This is a genomic window from Halomonas meridiana (genome assembly GCF_009846525.1).
In the GTDB taxonomy this organism is placed as follows: Bacteria; Pseudomonadota; Gammaproteobacteria; order Pseudomonadales; family Halomonadaceae; genus Vreelandella.
Genome location: NZ_CP024621.1, coordinates 3,549,921 through 3,568,409, shown reverse-complemented (window position 1 = coordinate 3,568,409; position 18,489 = coordinate 3,549,921). Strand labels below are relative to the sequence as shown.

The following is an 18,489-nucleotide window of genomic DNA, read 5'->3' as shown; positions in this document are numbered from 1 at the left end:
AGGGAAAACGGTCAATCACAAGGCAGCCTAAAACCGCCCCGCCGCTAGACACAGCCCGCCCACCCGGGTACGATACGCACCCAAAGCGCCCGTAGCTCAGTTGGATAGAGTGTCGGCCTCCGAAGCCGAAGGTCGCAGGTTCAATTCCTGCCGGGCGCGCCAAACATATCAAGGGCTTACGTTAACGCGTAGGCCCTTATTTTTTGCCTGTGACCACCCTGTGACCAAATCGTGGCCACAATGCCTTAATGCCCCCCCTCTGATAATTTTTTACTGATGACTATTGGCTTTTACTTGCCACAAACATGGTCACATAACAGGCTAGTTTTGTGGTTGCTGCCCTTAAGCAAATATCACTTGCTCCAAGAATACGAGACATGGGTGGTGTAACATCTCGTTTTCAAAATTTTTGTATCAATTAGATGCTTGATGGATTGCTTATTTATGTCAATCGGCAGACGGTGCTGAAATGAAGCTCCAACGTTATCGCATTTCCTTCACCTCCGGCAGTCTGTATCACCGCGAATCGGTGAAGCTGGCCGAGCTGTACCTATCGCTTCATGATTGGGAAGAGGTGCGGACTCAAGCGCTGCATGACAACCTGCTACAGGCCAGAACGGAAAGCACTGCAAAGCGCACCTGTAGAGAGGCGATTGCACGCCTGAAGACGTTGACCGAAAGCGAACTGACTTTCCTGGCCGAGGCAAACCACCAGGACCAGGCTCACCTTCTGTGGGTTGCCGTGTGCCGCCTGTACCGCTTTATCGCGGACTTTGCGGTGGAGGTACTCCACGAACGGTTTGTCGCGATGAAGCTGGATCTCAGTTTTGAGGATTTCGATGCCTTCTATAACCGTAAATCGGAATGGCATGACGAACTGGATAATGCCAGCGCCTCAACGCGCGATAAATTGCGGCAGGTCCTGTTCAGAATGCTGCGGGAGGCAGGGTTGTTAGCTAAGGACAAAACCATAAACGCAGTACTGCTAAGCCCCAGGCTGATTGAGTTGCTGCGTCAGAACAATCCTGACGAGTTTTTCTACTTCCCAGTCTATGAATCCGATATCAGGGGGATGTCAGCTTGAAAAAGGACATTGCCAAAATGCCGATGCAGGAGCGACTACAGCACCTGTTCAGCGTGGTTTCCGGCCAGCGATTCCTTAACAAACAGGGGCTGGGTAATGAAGTGCCTTTCTTCATCTGTCCCTATCGGCCTGAAGAAGCGGTCGAAATGGAGCGTCTTCAGCGGCAGTTGGTTAACCGGCTGGAGCAGGCGGGCATCCGGATCCTGAGTATCAATCTGTACGACCTGGCCATCGATATTTTGAAAGAAAGAGACATCTGGGAGCAGGTGTTGGAGCTCGAGCCCACGGTCTCAAAGGATCAGCTGAAAGAACTGCTACAGGGAGTGCTGGACCCGGAAGCCCATTTGGTGCCCGCTATTGCGGCAAAACTCCAGTCCGTTGATTTTGACGTGCTGTTTCTCTCAGGGGTGGGCGAGGTCTTCCCCTACATACGCTCCCATAACGTGCTCAACAACTTGCAGAGCACCGCCAAAGACCAGCCAACGGTGATGTTCTTCCCGGGCTCCTATACCCACTCGCTGGAAACCGGTGCATCGCTGGATCTGTTCGGCAGGCTGCATGACGACAAGTACTACCGTGCGTTCAACATCTTTCATTACGAAGCCTGAGCGGACGATACGATTCGAGGCGTAATCATTAAGGGAAAGTACAATGACATTGAAGAATATTTTTCTAAAGCCCGTTGACCGCCCCATTGAAGGCGTTATCAAAGCCGACGATGAAGCCAGTCTTCGCCTCGAAATTGAAGAATACGTACTGACCAACGAAGTCGAGAAACGCCTCGAAGAGTTCCTGGACGCCTACAATAACTACGAAGGGGCGAACGGGGTCTGGGTATCCGGCTTCTTCGGCTCAGGTAAGTCGCACCTCCTCAAGATGCTGGCCCTTCTGCTTGAAAACCGGGAGATGGACGGTGCTACGACACTGGACCTGTTCCTTCCCAAGTGCAGCGAGAATGAAATTCTCCGGGGCGACCTGAAGCGAGCTGTCTCAATTCCGGCGAAGAGCATTCTGTTCAACATCGACCAGAAAGCCGATGTCATCAGCAAAACCCAGATCGATGCGCTTCTGGCCGTGTTCGTTAAAGTCTTTGACGAAATGTGCGGCTACTACGGCAAACAAGGGCACATCGCCCAGTTTGAGCGCGATCTGGACGGCCGTGGCCTGTACGAACAGTTCAAAGCCGAGTACGAGGCCATCGCCGGTCGTCCCTGGCAGAAAGGCCGGGAGCAGGCCCTCCTGGAAGGCCCGAATATCGCCAAAGCCTACGCCGCTGTGACCGGTGGCGACCCGCAGTCGGCAGCGGGCATTCTGGACAAGTACCGCAGCGAATACCGCGTTTCAATTGAAGACTTCGCGGACAATGTGAATACCTATATCGAGAAGCAGGCAAAAGAGGGTGGCCACAAAGAGTTCCGCCTGAACTTCTTTGTGGACGAGGTCGGCCAGTACATTGCCGACAACACCAAGCTGATGACCAACCTGCAAACCATTGCCGAGAGCCTCGCCACCAAGTGTCGGGGCCGGGCCTGGATTATCGTCACCGCCCAGGAAGAAATGAAGAACGTGGTTGGCGAAATGGGCAAGCAGCAAGGCAATGATTTCTCGAAAATTCAGGCTCGGTTTAATAACCGCATGAAGCTGTCCAGCGCGGACGTGGCGGAGGTCATCCAGAAGCGCCTGCTGACCAAGACCGAAGAAGGCGTCAATCAGCTGTCGGATGTCTATCACGCGCAGGCGAACAACTTCAAAACCCTCTTTGACTTCGCGGATGGATCGGCCACCTACCGGAACTTTCGGGACAGGGACCACTTCATCCACAGCTACCCCTTCGTCCCCTACCAGTTCGCGCTGTTTCAATCGGCGATCCAGAACCTGTCACAGCACAACGCCTTCGAGGGTAAGCACAGTTCCGTCGGTGAGCGCTCCATGCTGGGGGTTTTCCAGCAGGTGGCCATCCACATCGGCAACCATCAGGTGGGCCAGTTGGCCACCTTTGACCTGATGTTTGAAGGCATCCGCTCTGCACTGAAATCACAAATACAGCGGGCGATTATTCAGGCAGAGAACCACCTCGATAATGCCTTCGCCATCCGGCTGCTGAAGGCCCTGTTCCTGGTCAAATATGTCAAGGAATTCAAGCCCACGGTGCGCAACCTTTGCGTGCTGATGCTGGATGCCTTCGATCAGGACTTGCCGGCACTTCGCACCAAGGTCGAAGAAGCCCTGAGCCTTCTGGAGCAACAGACCTACATACAGCGCAACGGCGATCAGTACGAGTTTCTGACGGACGAAGAAAAAGACGTTGAACAGGAGATCAAGAACACAGAGGTCGAGTCATCGGACGTTGCGGACGAACTCGCAAAGATCGTATTCGACTTTGTCATCAAGCAGCGCAAGATTCGCTATGACGCCGGCTCCTCCCAGAACCAGGGGCAGGATTACTCCTATTCGCGCAAACTGGATGACCGTCTACATGGGCGTGAATACGAGCTCTCCATTAATGTCATCAGCCCGTTCCACGAGCATACCGACAATGAACAGATGCTACGTACAGCCTCGACGTACAAGGCAGACGAGCTGTTCGTGCTCATGCCGGCGGACGAGCGGCTGGTGCGGGAGCTGCTTATGCTCAAGCGCACCGAAAAATATATCTCACAGAATATGTCGGTCACCCAGCAGGAAGCCGTTAAGCGGATCCTGAATGACAAGGGCTTCCAGAACCGCGAGCGCGAGGCCAGGCTCCGGCAGCAGGTTCAGACCTTCATTGGCAAGTCCAAGTTGCTCATTGGCGGCGCTGATGTGGAAGTGGCGAATGAGGACCCCCAGACCCGCATTATTCGGGGCTTCCATGAGCTGATCTCACGGGCTTACCCCAACCTCCGCATGTTGCGCGGCGTTTCCTACACGGAAAACGACATCAGCAATTGCCTCAACCGCACAGACGATGGCCTTTTCGGTAATGACGCCACGGCCCTGGCGGAATCCGAGCAAGAGGTGCTGGCATTCATTCAGAGCAACAATCGGGGCGGTGTCCGCACCACCCTAAAGAGCCTGCTGGAAAAGTTCGAACGCAAACCCTACGGCTGGTATTACGCCGCGATTCTCTGCACCCTGGCCAACCTGTGTGCCCGTGGCAAGGTGGAGGTTCGTCTCGACGGGAATATTCTGGAGGACAGCGAGCTGGAGCGCGCCCTGCGTAACACTCACGGCCACGGCAACGTGGTGCTGGAACCACAGATCGAGTTCACTGCCTCTCAGGTTCGAGCCCTCAAGTCGTTCTACGAGGACTTCTTCGACAGCCCGCCCCGCAGCAGCGAAGCCAAGGCCCTGGGCAAAGAGGCCGGCGAAGCCTTCCAGGACATGTACCACGACCTGGACCGGCGGATAGCGCAGGTCGACCAGTACCCGTTTCTCAATGCCTTGAAACCTGCCCTGGTGACGCTGAAAGAAGTCGCCGGAAAGCCCTACACCTGGCACCTGACGGAATTGGGCAAGCAGGAAGACCAACTGCTGGACCTGAAAGAGGATGTCATCGACCCGATCCGCAAGTTCATGGGGGGCTCACAAAAAGACATCTACAACCAGGCTCGGTCCTTTCTGCAGAGCCAGGAGCCCAACTTCATCTATGTGGCCGGGGACGAGATCGAGCAGATCCGCACCATCCTGAACGACCCCAACTGCTACAAAGGGAATCGCATTCAGCAGCTCAAGGGCCAACTGGATAGCCTGCAGGAGCGCATCGACGAGAAAGTGCAGCAAACCCGAGCTCAGGCAGAAACCTCCCTGAAGACCATGCAGGAACGCATGCAAAGCATGGACGAATATCAGTCCCTGCCGGAGCCACGCCAGGATGAGCTCAACAGACCGTTCCGGGATCTGGTCGATTACATTGGGCAGGAGCGCCTGATTGCCGTGATCAAGGACCGTACCCGGTACTTTGAAGAAGAGGGCTACCAGAAGCTGCTGGGCAAAATGGTGGCGCTGGCCAATCAGAAATCAGCACCGGCAGACGACTCCCAGCAGCCTCCGGGTAGTCAGGATGAGGACGAGAATAGGGGGCAGTCTCACGAGGTCAAGGAATCAGCAGCCGACTACGTTCACACTCGCAACCTCCGTGTCGCGTTCGACAAGGCCTGGTTGGCCGACGAGGGGGATGTGGATCGCTATCTGAATGCCCTGCGCGAGGCCCTGCTGGTTGAAGTCCAGCAAGGCCGCAAGGTCCAGATCTAAGCGTGCCGAACCGTCTAACCGGTCGATGTTGGGGATAGCCATGCACGAAGCCGAACAGGAAATCCGGGCGCTCATTCGCGGTGGCGAAAGCCTTGCCGTCGAGTTCAAGAGCGACGTCAAAAGCCTGCCGGACCGGGACCTGGTAGCCGCGGTGGTGGCCTTGGCCAACACCGAGGGCGGCGACCTTTTCCTGGGTGTAGAAGACGATGGCACCCCGACTGGGCTGCATGCCAACCACCGCAACCTCGCTGGCCTGCCCGCACTGATTGCCAACAAGACCATCCCCTCGCTGGCCGTGCGCGTTGAGTCCTTGGAGCTGGAGGGGCAACCTATTGCCAGGATCCAGGTGCCCAAGTCCCGGCAGCTGGTGTCGACCTCGGATGGCCTGCTGCAACGTCGGCGCCTGAGAATGGACGGCACTCCGGAGGCCGTGCCCTTCTACCCCCATGAGTTTGTTCAGCGCCAGTCCAGCCTGGGAGTAACGGACCCCTCGGCCTTGCCGGTGGAAAACCTGGCGGTTGAGGACCTGGACCCGATTCAGCGCATCCGAATCCGCAACGCCATCAAGAAGTACGGCGGCGACCAGAGCCTGATGCCCCTGGCGGACGATGAGCTGGACGGCGCCCTGGGGCTGACTGTGAGCGTGGGAGGCATGCGCCGCCCCACGGTTGCAGGCCTGTTGCTGCTGGGGAACGAAATGCAGCTCCGGCAACACCTGCCCTCCCACGAGGTAGCCTTCCAGGTGCTGCGCGGTACCGATGTCCTGGTCAATGAGTTCTACCGCAAACCGCTGCTGGAGACCTTCGAAGAGGTCGAAGTGCTGTTCCGCGCCCGGGTGGAGGAGGAGGAGATTCAGGTTGGGCTGTTTCGCGTGCCCATCCCCAACTTTGACCGTCGGGCCTTCCGGGAAGCCTTCGTAAACGCTCTGGTTCACCGCGACTACAGTGCTTTGGGCGCCGTCCACGTCAAACTGGACGACGACGGCCTGAGCATCAGCAATCCCGGTGGTTTTGTCGAGGGCGTCAACCTAGACAACCTGCTGGTGGCCGACCCTCGCTCCCGTAACCCCTTGCTGGCTGACATTATCAAGCGCATCGGCCTTGCCGAACGCACTGGCCGGGGCATCGACCGGATCTTCGAGGGTATGCTCCGCTACGGGCGCACCGCCCCCGACTACTCCATGTCGTCCGCCCACACCGTCTCCGTGCGTATGAGCGCAGCGGACGCGGACGCCGACTTCCTGCGCATGATCGTCGAGCGTGAGGAACAGACCGGCGCCGCCATGCCCATTGACAGCCTGATTATCCTGTCCCGGCTGCGTAATGAGCGGCGCTTAAGAACAGCGGACCTGGCCAAATCCGTGCAAAAGCCCGAAACCGTGGTCCGGGGCACCCTGGAGAAACTGGTGGAAGCCGGCATGGTGGAAGCCCACGGCACCGGCAAGGGCCGTACCTACACCCTGAGCGCCAAGGTGTACCGGGGAGCGGGGCAAAAGGCCGCCTATGTGCGCCAGGCGGGCTTCGATGCCATCCAGCAGGAGCAGATGGTGCTGAATTTCATCGATACCCACGGCAGCATCAAACGAGCGGATGCCGCTGATCTGTGCCATATCAGCCCTTTCCAGGCCACTCGGCTGCTCAACCGCTTGAAAGACAAGGGCGTGATACGCCCGTTAGGCCAGGGCAAGGGGACCCGATATGAGCGAAGCTGATAAAATACGTGCGGCGCACGAAAAATGCGAGCAGATACGAGCGGTGCGCGTATTTTCGTGCTGTCAGCACCATAGTTTGGAGCCGAGCCCCATAGTGATATTTGAGCGAATTGGCTTCCCAACGCTACATAAGGATGACGTATGAACAGAACCGATGCTGAAGCATTGCTGCGTACTGCGGTGGGAAACGCAGCCGCAAGCTTCCGTAGTGGCCAATGGGAAGCCATTGATGCTTTGGTAAATCAGCGCCAAAAGCTACTGGTGGTTCAACGAACCGGGTGGGGCAAAAGCTCTGTCTATTTCATAGCGACCCGAATCATGCGTGATCAGGGCTATGGGCCCACCATCATTGTCTCGCCTTTGCTGGCCTTGATGCGTAATCAGATTGAATCAGCTCGAAGACTGGGTATTCACGCGATCACCATCAACTCTACCAACCGTGATCAAGCGGAAGCATTGATCCAGCAGGTACATACAAACCAGGTGGATTGTTTGTTGATCTCACCGGAAAAGCTGGCCAACGAGCAGTTTGTTGAGCAAGCGCTCCACCCTATTCTGGATAACGTAGGGTTATTGGTTGTGGATGAAGCGCACTGTATCTCGGACTGGGGGCACGACTTTAGACCGGATTATCGTCGCCTGCTCAATATTTTGCGCCAGATGCCCCCCAACATGCCGGTATTAGGTACAACGGCCACCGCCAATAATCGGGTCATTACAGATGTTGTAGATCAGCTGGGTGATATTGAGGTGCTCCGCGGCCCTTTGGTTCGCGATAGCTTGTCCCTTCAAAACATTGTCCTTGCAGATCAGGCAAGTCGTCTCGCCTGGCTGTCAGAAACAATACCGACTCTGCAGGGGGCTGGAATCGTCTATGTGCTTACAAAGCGAGATGCAGAACAGGTAAAAAGCTGGCTGTTGAGTCAGGGAATTGATGCCAAGGCCTACTACAGCGGCATTGAGCATTCTGATTTCGAGAACTCCGATCAGTACCGGGAGCATCTGGAAGATCTGCTGCTCAACAATCAGCTGAAGGTGCTTGTAGCCACGACGGCACTGGGCATGGGTTACGACAAACCCGATCTTCACTTCGTTATTCACTACCAAACACCGGGCTCAATCGTATCCTATTACCAGCAAGTAGGCCGGGCCGGTCGCGGTATTGACGAATCTCTCGGCATTCTACTTTCAGGGGCGGAGGATGAGCGTATTCACGACTTCTTCCGTCGCTCCGCATTTCCGAATCAATCCCAGATTAACCAGGTGCTTTCCGTTCTCGAGGACAGTGATGGCTTATCTGTACCGAAACTGGAAGAACGCTTGAATATGCGCAAAGGGCAAATCGAAAAAGTCCTTAAGTTTCTGAGCGTGGAGAACCCTGCGCCGGTTTACAAAGCGGGCAGCCAATGGACAAGAACACCGGTTGCTTACCAGCTAGATCATGACCAAGTCCAGCGGCTCACGAACATGCGAGAGCAGGAGTGGCAAGAAATCCAGGAGTACACGACAACTTCGGGCTGCTTGATGGAATATCTGCGAAGGTCTCTTGATGACCCGGAGGCGCAACCCTGTGGCAAGTGCGCTAACTGTCTTGGTGCGCCGCTGGGCAGTGCCTCGCCCGATCGCCAAAGAGTCATTGCTGCAGCGCAGTTCCTTCGCCACTCAGAATTCGTTTTCAAACCCAAGGTTCAAGTGGCCGCCAATGGGTTTCCGCAATACGGATTGCGAGGGAACCTGCCACAAAACCTCAGAGCGCAGGAAGGCAGAGTACTTAGTCGGTGGGCTGACGCAGCATGGGGCGGTTTCGTCGAACAGGACAAACATGGGGGCTATTTCCGGGATGAATTAGTGGACGCCATGGCGGAAATGATTCAGCAGCGTTGGCAGCCAACGCCACGGCCTGAGTGGGTCACCTGCGTACCCTCGCTCAAGCACCCCGAATTGGTGCCGGAGTTTGCGCGGCGGCTGGCGAATAAACTGGGTCTGCCATTCCATCCGGTAATCTCCAAAGTGCAGGATAACGAACCACAAAAACTACAGAACAACCGCTATCACCAGTGCAGCAACCTGGATGGAGTGTTCGCGGTTGATGCAGGCCTCCCTTCCGGCCCAGTCCTATTGGTGGACGATGTCGTCGATTCCGGTTGGACCATGACCGTTCTGGCAGCCTTACTTCGGCAACAAGGCAGTGGCGAAGTCTATCCGGTCGCTCTTGCCTCTTCTGCAACGGGAGATTGATGAATGCTCGCCGCTAAAACACAGGCAATCCTGTTACTGACCGCCTATTTTTCCAGGTCAACAAGCTCAGAAGCAAAGCCTCTCACGAATAAAGAGTGGGGGCGTTTTGCCTTCTGGTTGAAGAACCAGGAAATGTACCCCGAGGATCTCCTGACAGGGGACCTCAGTCAAAAACTGGTGGGATGGACAGACTCCAAGATTACATCCGACCGCATTCAAACCCTGCTCAATCGTGGGTCCGCCCTGGCAATGGCGATGGAAAAATGGACCCGCTCCGGCTTATGGGTGTTGACGCGCTCAGACAGTGACTACCCCAAACGTCTTAAAGCACGCCTCGGCAATGATGCACCCCCTGTCTTTTTCGGGTGTGGCAACCGCAATCTCTTGAACCAAGGTGGCATTGCTGTCATCGGCTCCCGTAAAACATCTGACGCGGATCTTCAGTTTAGCCGGGATCTTGGCGCTAAGTCCGCAAACGATGGTCGATCTGTCGTATCCGGCGGTGCAAAAGGCGTCGATGAAGCCGCCATGCTGGGTGCCCTTGAATCTGAAGGTACGGCAATTGGGGTTCTCGCCAATGACCTGCTGCGCGCCGCCACCTCCGCGAAGTACAGAAAGTACCTGATGGCGAACAATCTGGTTCTCCTCTCACCCTTTTATCCTGAGGCCGGTTTCAATGCGGGCAATGCTATGCAGCGCAACAAGTACATCTATTGCCTGTCGGATGCAGCCATTGCTGTGCATTCCGGAACCTCAGGTGGAACCTGGAACGGGGTGCTAGAAAACATAAAGCACAACTGGGTACCCATGTGGATCAAGCCTACCGACGACCCGGAGGCCGGCAATGCCACATTGGTGCAAAAAGGCGCTAAATGGCTACCTGAACATCTCGCTGAAACCAGCTTTGCCCACTTGCTGCAAACCGCAGATTCATCGGTAGACCAGGATGCTGATTTATTTGCTCAAAACCAGACAGAAACCGTGGCCGAGGTCACTGTAAACGAACCTCTGGCGCACACGACGGGCCAACAAGAGGAAAAAGAAATAGCGTCGAATGAGGTTGCCAAAGAGACTGCTGAAGACGCTTCCAAGCCTTCACCAAAGCAGGAACACGCAACCCCCTCGCCGGTTTCGAGTGACCAATGCGAAGAAAAAACAGCTCTTACGCAGCTTTCCTTGTACGACCACTTTCTCCTGCTGCTTAGAAATGAAACAGGCTCACCAAAAACCATCGATGAATTGCTGGAAGCTACCCAGCTTCACAAAACCCAGCTTAACGAATGGTTAAAACAGGCTGTCGCGGATGACAAGGTGACCAAGTTAAATCGCCCGGTTCGGTATCAGTGGGTGGAAGACAATCAGCGCAAGATGTTCGAGGATCAGTAGTCTCCATGGAAACTGCAAAACTTAAAAAATTCGCCCAATTCGCTCGCCGCAGCCTCCTCGAACAGGTTACAGCCAAGCTCAAACTAGTACTCGCCGATGAGAGTCCCGCCCGGAGAGAAAGGCCACAAGCGATTAAAAAGCTGGAAGAGGCGGTAACCGACCAAGGCAAAGAGCAGGTTATCGAGCGGGTGGCCTATATCTGGTTCAACCGCTTCTGCGCCCTGCGTTTTATGGACGTGAATCGTTACAACCGCATTGGCATTGTTTCCCCTGCAGAGGGGCAGTTCCAGCCCGAGATCCTGGCTGATGCCAAAATGGGCCATATCGATGAAGAAATGGTGTCGGAGTCAACCCGTCAAAAGATCTTCGCTCTGCTGGACGGCAAAACACCCAGTCAGGATCCGCAGGGGGAAGCCTATCGCCTACTGGTCGTAGCTGCCTGTAACTACTGGTACAGCGCAATGCCGTTCTTGTTCGAGCGTATTGACGACTACACCGAGCTTTTGATGCCGGATGATCTGCTCTCAGGCAACTCAATCCTGGCCTATACCCGCGAAGCCATGACGCCGGATGCCTGTGAAGATGTCGAGGTGATCGGCTGGCTGTATCAGTTCTATATCTCCGAGAAGAAAGACCAGGTATTTGCTGATCTCAAGAAGAACAAAAAGGTTACTCCCGAGAATATCCCGGCGGCGACCCAGCTGTTCACGCCCCATTGGATTGTCCGTTATCTGGTGGAAAACTCGCTGGGACGCCTCTGGATGCTCAACCGTCCCAACTCCGGCTTGATCGAGCAGATGGATTACTACATCAAGCCGGAAGAGCCAGAGACCGACTTCCTGCGGATCAATAGCCCGGAAGAGATCAAGATCTGTGACCCGGCCTGCGGCTCGGGACACATGCTGACGTATGCATTCGATCTGCTGTATGCCATTTATGAAGAGGAAGGCTACGAACCTGCCGATATTCCGGCCAAGATTCTGGCTCATAATCTTTACGGCATTGAGATTGACGAGCGTGCCGGCGAACTGGCCGCTTTCGCGCTGACCATGAAGGCCCGGGCTCGCCAGCGGCGTTTTTTCAACAAGAACATCAAGCCCAACATCTGCGTGCTTGAGAAAGTCAGCTTCAGCGCGGATGAGTTGAACGAGTACATGAGCGCCGTGGGCCGCGACCTGTTCACCCAGGGCTTGCGCGAAACCCTGCAGCAGTTTGAAGAAGCCGACAACTTCGGCTCCCTGATCGTGCCCAAACTCACCAATGTGACCGACGTGCTGGCCGAGCTGGAAACCAAGGATCTGGGTAGCAACCTGTTCCTAGCCGACACGCATAGCAAAGTGCTGAAAGTGCTGCGCATGGCCGATGTTCTCTCGCCTAAATACCATGTGGTTGTGGCCAACCCGCCGTATATGGGGGCAGGGGGTATGAATGCACGCCTCAAGAATTGGATTGAGAATAATTATTCTGCTGGTAAGTCCGACTTGATGACTGCATTTATTCTGGCATGCCAGCAATTGACCCGTTCCAAAGGCGTCGCATCAATCGTTACCTTGGACAGCTGGATGTTTTTATCGTCCTACAAGAATTTGAGATCAGAGCTCATCAACAGGTCTGCAATTCAAACTTTGCTCCACGTCGGATGGAACTGCTTTCCTGACGGACACGTTTACAATCGTGGCGTGGGCTTCACAATTCAGTCTTCATCGCCAAAAGGTATTGGTCAATATATCAATCTAAGCAACGTGCCTGCCGTCGTTGATAAAAGGAGCTTGTTCCGATCAAAATTGGAAAAAGGAGACATACTAGCTGTTGATAGCGCAGATTTCTTAAAGATCCCATCTTACCCGATTGCTTATTGGCTACCAAATTTCTCAATTTTTGAAGGAGCATTGTTACGAGATTTCTGGACATCAGGAGGTCGTTTAAAAACTCATGGGAGCGATAGATATATCAGGTATGTCTGGGAGGTTTCCAAAAATAAAAAGCACTGGCGGCGGTTGACGAAGGGAGGGGAAGTTCGAAAGCATTATGGGAATGAAGAGCATTTGGTTGACTGGTCTGATGAAGCTGTAAAGCACTACGATTCAGTTGGTGGTTTGTATCCTTCCAGTTTTCAAGCCAAGGAAGGAATCACTTGGACAAAAGTAACTTCCGCAAACCCAACGTTCCGCATCAAGCGTGATGTCGCTGAATACGATTCAGGTGGCCCAGTAATATTTGATAAGGATTTTCGCTGTGATTTTGTGGTGCTTGCAGCTCTAAATAGCCATTCAACGCGGTTTTTGTTGAACGCTATTAATCCCACGATAAACACACAAGTGAATGATGTTCTGTCATTGCCGTTAGCCGATTTGAAACCTGACCTTCAATCTATAGTCGGTCAAAATGAGCGAAACTTGGTAGAACTTTCAAAATCCGACTGGGATGACTACGAAACCTCTTGGGATTTCACTAGGCTACCGCTGCTCTCAACCAGCCACCGGGCCGAGACACTGGCGAGTACCTATACTGCCCTTCGCGCCCATTGGCAGTCCATGACAGACGAGATGCAGCGCTTGGAGGAAGAGAACAACCGCATCTTCATCGGTGCCTATGGACTGCAAGACGAGCTGTCCCCCGAGGTGCCGATAGAGGAGATCACGCTCACCTGCAACCCGGCTTACCGCTATGGCGTGAAAGGTTCTGAAGAAGACCGCGAAAACCGCCTGCGTGCTGACACCATGGCGGAATTCATCTCCTACGCCGTAGGCTGTATGTTTGGTCGGTATGCTCTAGACAAGCCGGGGCTGATCCTGGCCAACCAGGGAGAGACCATCGAGGACTACCTTAAGCAGATCCCAAAGCCGAGCTTCCCGGCGGATGATGACAATGTCATCCCCATGCTCGACGGTGACTGGTTCACCGACGACATCACCGAACGTTTCCGCGAATTCCTGCGCATCGCCTTTGGCGAAGAACACTATGAGGAAAACCTCCGCTTTGTCGAGCAGGCGCTGGGCAAGGACATCCGCAAGTACTTCCTGAAGGACTTCTACAACGACCACGTGCGCCGTTACAAGAAACGCCCCATTTACTGGCTGTTCTCTTCACCCAAGGGCTCGTTCAATGCGCTGATTTATATGCACCGCTACCAGCCTCACACTGTGGGCACGGTGCTGGAGTATTTGCGGGATTTCAAAGACGAGAAGCTGAAGGCCCGGAAGAATCATTTGGAGGCCGTCAGTATCAGCGCCGGGGCCTCCCAGGGTGATAAAACCAAGGCCCTGAAAGAGATCGAGAAGATCAACAAGATCCTCGCCGAGCTGGATGACTACGAGCGGGATGTGCTCTACCCCCTGGCCACAGAGCAGGTGGAAATCGATCTCGATGACGGGGTGAAGGCCAATTATCCGAAATTTGGCGACGCCTTGAAGAAAATTCCAGGCTTGTCCTGAAGCAGTAAGGAGCTGTCGGCATGGCAGGTGAGTACGAAAAGGCCATTACTATCAAAGACGCGATTGATGCCATCAATCAGCGAGACTATCTGTTGCCGGCAATACAGCGGAAGTTCGTCTGGAGCAGCCATCAGATCTGCGTGCTGTTCGACTCCATCATGCGGGGTTACCCCATCAACACATTCATGATGTGGGAAATCAAGGATGATGGCATCAAGAACGACTACAAATTCTACGAGTTCCTGAAATCCTACTGCCAACGTTTCAGTGAGGAAAACCCTCACGTCTCAACCAATGCGAGTTATAAGGATTTCAGGGCAGTCATCGATGGCCAGCAGCGTCTTACATCCCTCTACATTGGGCTTTGCGGTACATATGCGTACAAGAAGCCAAGAGTTTGGTGGCCTAGCACCCGCGACGACAAGGTGTTACCGCCTCGCAAACTGTATCTGGACCTGAAAGCACCACTGGAATCGGAAGACGATGAATCACTGATGTATTACAACTTCCGATTCCTCACAGACCGGCAATATAAAGACTCATTGGCTGCAGAGACCCCGGCCCACCACTGGCTTTGCATGCATGAAATACTCAGGTATCCACACCACGAAAGTAGCGATGATGTGCTTTTGGAGGTGGTAATGCCAGAGCTCGAGCGAAGAGGACTCAGTACAAATACATTTGCCCGAAAGACACTGCTGAAAGTTTATGACGTGATCCATTCTCAGCGGATCATCCACTACTTCAAAGAGAACAGTCAGGAAATTGACCATGTTTTAGATGTATTTATCCGCACCAACAGCGGAGGCACCAAGCTGGACTTTTCTGACCTGCTGATGTCGATTGCCGTTGCCCACTGGGATGGAGATTTTCGGAAAGAGCTTGACGACTTGACCCAGCACATCCATCAGAACACGGAGATGGGTTTCTACATAGAGCGTGACTGGTTGTTGAAAACCTGCTTGATGCTCACGGAAGCCGATGTCCGTTTCAAAGTGAGAAATTTCAAGGGCGAGCAGGTTGCTCGAATCCAGCAAGAGTGGCCCGAGATCAAAGAATGTATTACCGAAACATTCCGCCTCGTGCGGCGGTTCGGTATTACGCCGCAGTCCCTGACCTCCAGAAACGCTGTTATTCCGATCTGTTACTACTTGTATAAAAAATGCTCTTCAGGAGAGCCACTCTTCAGGAAAATTAATAATCTTGCGAAATGCCATGAGCAACGTGCGGTAATCAGCCAGTGGTTTTACATGGCGCTGTTGAAAGGGGTCTTCGGTGGTCAAGCCGACTCCATTTTAAGCAGCATGAGGGATGTTCTGGAAAAACACCTCACCAACGATATCTTCCCGTTGCCCGCCATCATCGAGCGTTACAAAGCGACGAACAAGGATCTGCGTTTCGATGAAGAAACCCTCGATAAACTGTTGGAAACGCAGCATGGAGAGGGGCGTTGCCGCGCGTTACTGCATTTGCTGTTCCCGGAAATGAACGTTTCAGAGGTTTTTCACATTGATCACCTTCACCCGAGGGCAGCCTTTGACAAGAAATTGCTAACTAAAGCTAGCTTTCTGCAGGATGACGAGAAGTTGATGGCGTTTTATCGTAATCCAGTCCACTGGAATGCGATCCCCAATCTCCACCTATTGAATCATTCGCAAAACCTTGCGAAGAAAGACCGCCCTTTGAAGGAATGGCTTTCTGACCAGAATGTGCACCTGACCCCTGGTGATCTGCTCATCAAGAATGTGGATCTGGAATTTACTTCATTCAAGGCGTTCTATCTGGCAAGGCGAGAAGCCCTAAAACAGCGCTTGATATCCCGAGTTTACATGTCCGCGCCGTTGGCGGCGGAGAGTGTGGCTGACAGTGAAGACGAAGAGCTGGAAGAGGTAGTCTCATGAGTAGCCAGATTCAAACGGCTCTGACGCGACTGTTTGATAAGCACCGGATCATTTTCTGGTACGACACCAAGCAAGAGCTGCGCGGTGATTTCGAGACGGTTTCCATTCCGCACGTGGAGAAGCTGGAAATTGCCAACAACGAGTACGGCCTGAAATATCGCATCCTTCGGGAGTCACCGGAACAGAAATTCTTGTTGTACAAGGAGGGGCCGCAACCGGAGGATCTGGATAACTGGTTGCTGGACGTACAGCTGGCCCACGGCGAGTTCCGGACCGACCAGGTGGCCATCTGGCTATCCGAACTGGAATTGGGCCTGGAGTTTGCCGAGGTGGCCCAGGCTCACGCGGAGTTTTTCCAGGCGATCAAGCGCAAGGAGGCGCTGAAGAAGCTGCTGAAATCGGATGACACTGCCGGTCAGCTTCGCCTGAAGATGCTGGCTGTCTGTGCCGGTAGCGAGCCGCGTATAGACTCGGTGGTGGAAACCCTGCTGCAGCAACTGGCGGAAGACCGTGATGATGGCATCCGGCTGATCGAACGATGCGGCTTGGATAGCTTCCTTTGGGAACAGCTCACCCGCTTCTACGGCTACGAGGCCAGTGAACCCAGCCTGCGCGATTTCGTGATCGAGCTGTTCAAGTCCTGCTACGCCATGGGTACCGATGGCGATGTCAAACTGACCGGCGACGCCCTGGTGTTCCTCAAACGCTGGAAAGACAGCCGGCAGTTCGAGCAGGGGTTTGAAACCCTGTCTGCCGAGTGTGCCGAGGTCCTGGGCATTGAGCAGGATCTCGGTAAGCGGGACTTCCGAGACCTGGTTGAGCTGGACTACTTCCGGCTAATCGACCAGAAGATTATCAGTGACCTAGTGCGGGCGGTGGTTGGCCGCACGGTCACCAGCGGCGATGTGGCATTGTGGGTACGGCAGCGGCGCCAGGGCCACTGGTACGGGGAGTTTCGCCACCTGTATGAGGCCATTGAGTTTGCGGCCCGTTTTGTCCAGATGCTCGGTGAGGCTCGTCTCACCATGGACAGCCTCTCCGACGGTGTTCAGCGATACAGCCGCTCCTGGTTCCAATTGGATCAGCTCTATCGCAAGTTTACCTACCATGTGCGCATGTCTGGCCAGGCATCGTTGATGGGCGAGCTCAGTGAGCAGGTGGAGAATCTATATACCAACAACTACCTGCTCAAGCTGGGCGATGACTTCCAGGTTCACGTGGACGCCGCGCCGCGCTGGGAGGCCTATCCGGTCGTTCAGCAAAAGGCCTTTTTCGAGCACTGGGTTCGCCCTTACCTGCGCAAGGACAAGCGGATCTGCGTGATCATTTCCGACGCCATGCGCTACGAGATTGGTGACGAGCTGCTGGGCCTTATCCGGCAGGAAGATCGCTACAGCGCGGAGCTCGAGCCGGCTCTCTCGACCCTGCCCAGCTATACCCAGCTCGGTATGGCGGCGCTGCTGCCCAACAAGTCCTTGGCGATCGCCGACAACGATACCGGCACGGTATTGGTGGATGGCCAAAGCTCACAGGGCACGGTCAACCGTACCAAAATCCTGCAGGCCGCCCTGGATGGTCGGGGCCAGGCCGTCAAGGCGGAGGATTTTATGCAGCTCAACCGGGAAGACAGCCGGGAACTACTCAAAGGTAATGATGTGCTGTGCATCTACCACAACCGCATCGATCACACCGGCGACAAGATGCATTCAGAGGGGCAGGCCTTTGAAGCCGCAGAACAAACCCTGGATGACCTGATTCGTCTGATCAAGAAGCTCACGGCGGCCAACGCCAATAACCTGCTGATCACCGCTGACCATGGCTTTATTTACCAGAACCGTGAGCTGGATGAGAGTGACTTCCTGGGCGACGCCGTTTCTGGCGATGATATTCGCTACCGGGACCGTCGGTTCGTGCTGGGTAAGGGGTTGTCCGCCTCTCCGGCGTTCCATCACTTCTCGTCCGAGCAGCTTGGGCTGGATGGCGATATGGAAGTGCAGATTCCCAAGTCCATCAACCGACTGCGCCTTAAAGGCTCTGGCAGCCGCTTTGTGCATGGCGGCGCATCCCTTCAGGAAGTTGTGATTCCAGTCCTGAAGGTCAACAAGAAGCGCCAGAGTGATGTCAGTGCCGTTGAAGTGGACATCCTGCGTGGGGCCAGCTCGGTGATCACTTCCGGCCAACTGGCCGTCACCTTGTATCAGTCCGGGCCGGTTACCGAGAAAGTACAGCCTCGTAACCTGCGGGCCGGGATTTATACCCAGTCAGGGGAGTTGATTTCGGACAGTCACGAACTGTCGTTTGACCTGACCTCGGAGAACCCCCGCGAGCGGGAGCTTCAGGTGCGCTTTGTGCTCAGCCGCAAGGCGGACGAGGCCAACGGCCAGGAGGTCTTCCTAAAGCTGGAAGAACAGCACGCCGGCACCTCCCACTACAAGGAATACAAGTCGCTCAGGTATTTGATGCGGCGGTCCTTTACCAGCGATTTTGATTTCTGAGGGTTAT

The 18,489-nt window shown here is 54.6% G+C and carries 9 protein-coding genes and 1 tRNA gene; all 10 read left to right on the top strand.

The genetic code is table 11. From position 1 onward, the window contains the following. The first annotated feature begins 85 nt into the window (after positions 1-85). The 10 genes from CTT34_RS16830 to pglZ all read left to right on the top strand — a co-directional run bounded on the left by CTT34_RS16830 (position 86) and on the right by pglZ (position 18,482). Positions 86-162 (top strand) — tRNA-Arg (locus CTT34_RS16830). 307 nt (positions 163-469) lie between these two features. Further along, on the top strand, positions 470-1,084 hold the full coding sequence (locus CTT34_RS16825; RefSeq protein WP_159343442.1) for a DUF1819 family protein: 615 nt from the start codon (positions 470-472) through the stop codon (positions 1,082-1,084). Further along, positions 1,081-1,692: a DUF1788 domain-containing protein gene (locus tag CTT34_RS16820; protein ID WP_254436415.1), complete on the top strand. Its 612-nt coding sequence runs from the start codon at positions 1,081-1,083 to the stop codon at positions 1,690-1,692. Before CTT34_RS16825 ends, CTT34_RS16820 begins: the two co-directional genes overlap by 4 nt. A 43-nt stretch (positions 1,693-1,735) precedes the next feature. Further along, on the top strand, positions 1,736-5,317 hold the full coding sequence (brxC, locus tag CTT34_RS16815) for a BREX system P-loop protein BrxC (RefSeq protein ID WP_159343441.1): 3,582 nt from the start codon (positions 1,736-1,738) through the stop codon (positions 5,315-5,317). Positions 5,318-5,357: 40 nt separating this feature from the next. Continuing rightward, positions 5,358-7,028, top strand: a complete 1,671-nt coding sequence (locus CTT34_RS16810; protein WP_159343440.1) for an ATP-binding protein — start codon at positions 5,358-5,360, stop codon at positions 7,026-7,028. Between the two features lie 141 nt (positions 7,029-7,169). Beyond that, positions 7,170-9,266 carry a RecQ family ATP-dependent DNA helicase gene (locus CTT34_RS16805; RefSeq protein ID WP_159343439.1) on the top strand — a complete coding sequence of 699 codons (2,097 nt, stop codon included), beginning with the start codon at positions 7,170-7,172 and terminating at the stop codon, positions 9,264-9,266. 3 nt (positions 9,267-9,269) lie between these two features. Next, the gene (locus tag CTT34_RS16800; RefSeq protein WP_159343438.1) at positions 9,270-10,652 is read left to right on the top strand and encodes a DNA-processing protein DprA; all 1,383 of its coding nucleotides are present in this window, start codon (positions 9,270-9,272) and stop codon (positions 10,650-10,652) included. Between the two features lie 5 nt (positions 10,653-10,657). Further along, positions 10,658-14,086: a BREX-1 system adenine-specific DNA-methyltransferase PglX gene (gene pglX, locus CTT34_RS16795; RefSeq protein WP_159343437.1), complete on the top strand. Its 3,429-nt coding sequence runs from the start codon at positions 10,658-10,660 to the stop codon at positions 14,084-14,086. A 20-nt stretch (positions 14,087-14,106) separates the two neighbouring features. Then, positions 14,107-15,987, top strand: a complete 1,881-nt coding sequence (locus CTT34_RS16790) for a DUF262 domain-containing protein (protein WP_159343436.1) — start codon at positions 14,107-14,109, stop codon at positions 15,985-15,987. After that, complete coding sequence (gene pglZ / locus CTT34_RS16785; RefSeq protein WP_159343435.1) at positions 15,984-18,482, top strand: BREX-1 system phosphatase PglZ type A; 2,499 nt, start codon at positions 15,984-15,986, stop codon at positions 18,480-18,482. Before CTT34_RS16790 ends, pglZ begins: the two co-directional genes overlap by 4 nt. Positions 18,483-18,489: the final 7 nt, after the last annotated feature.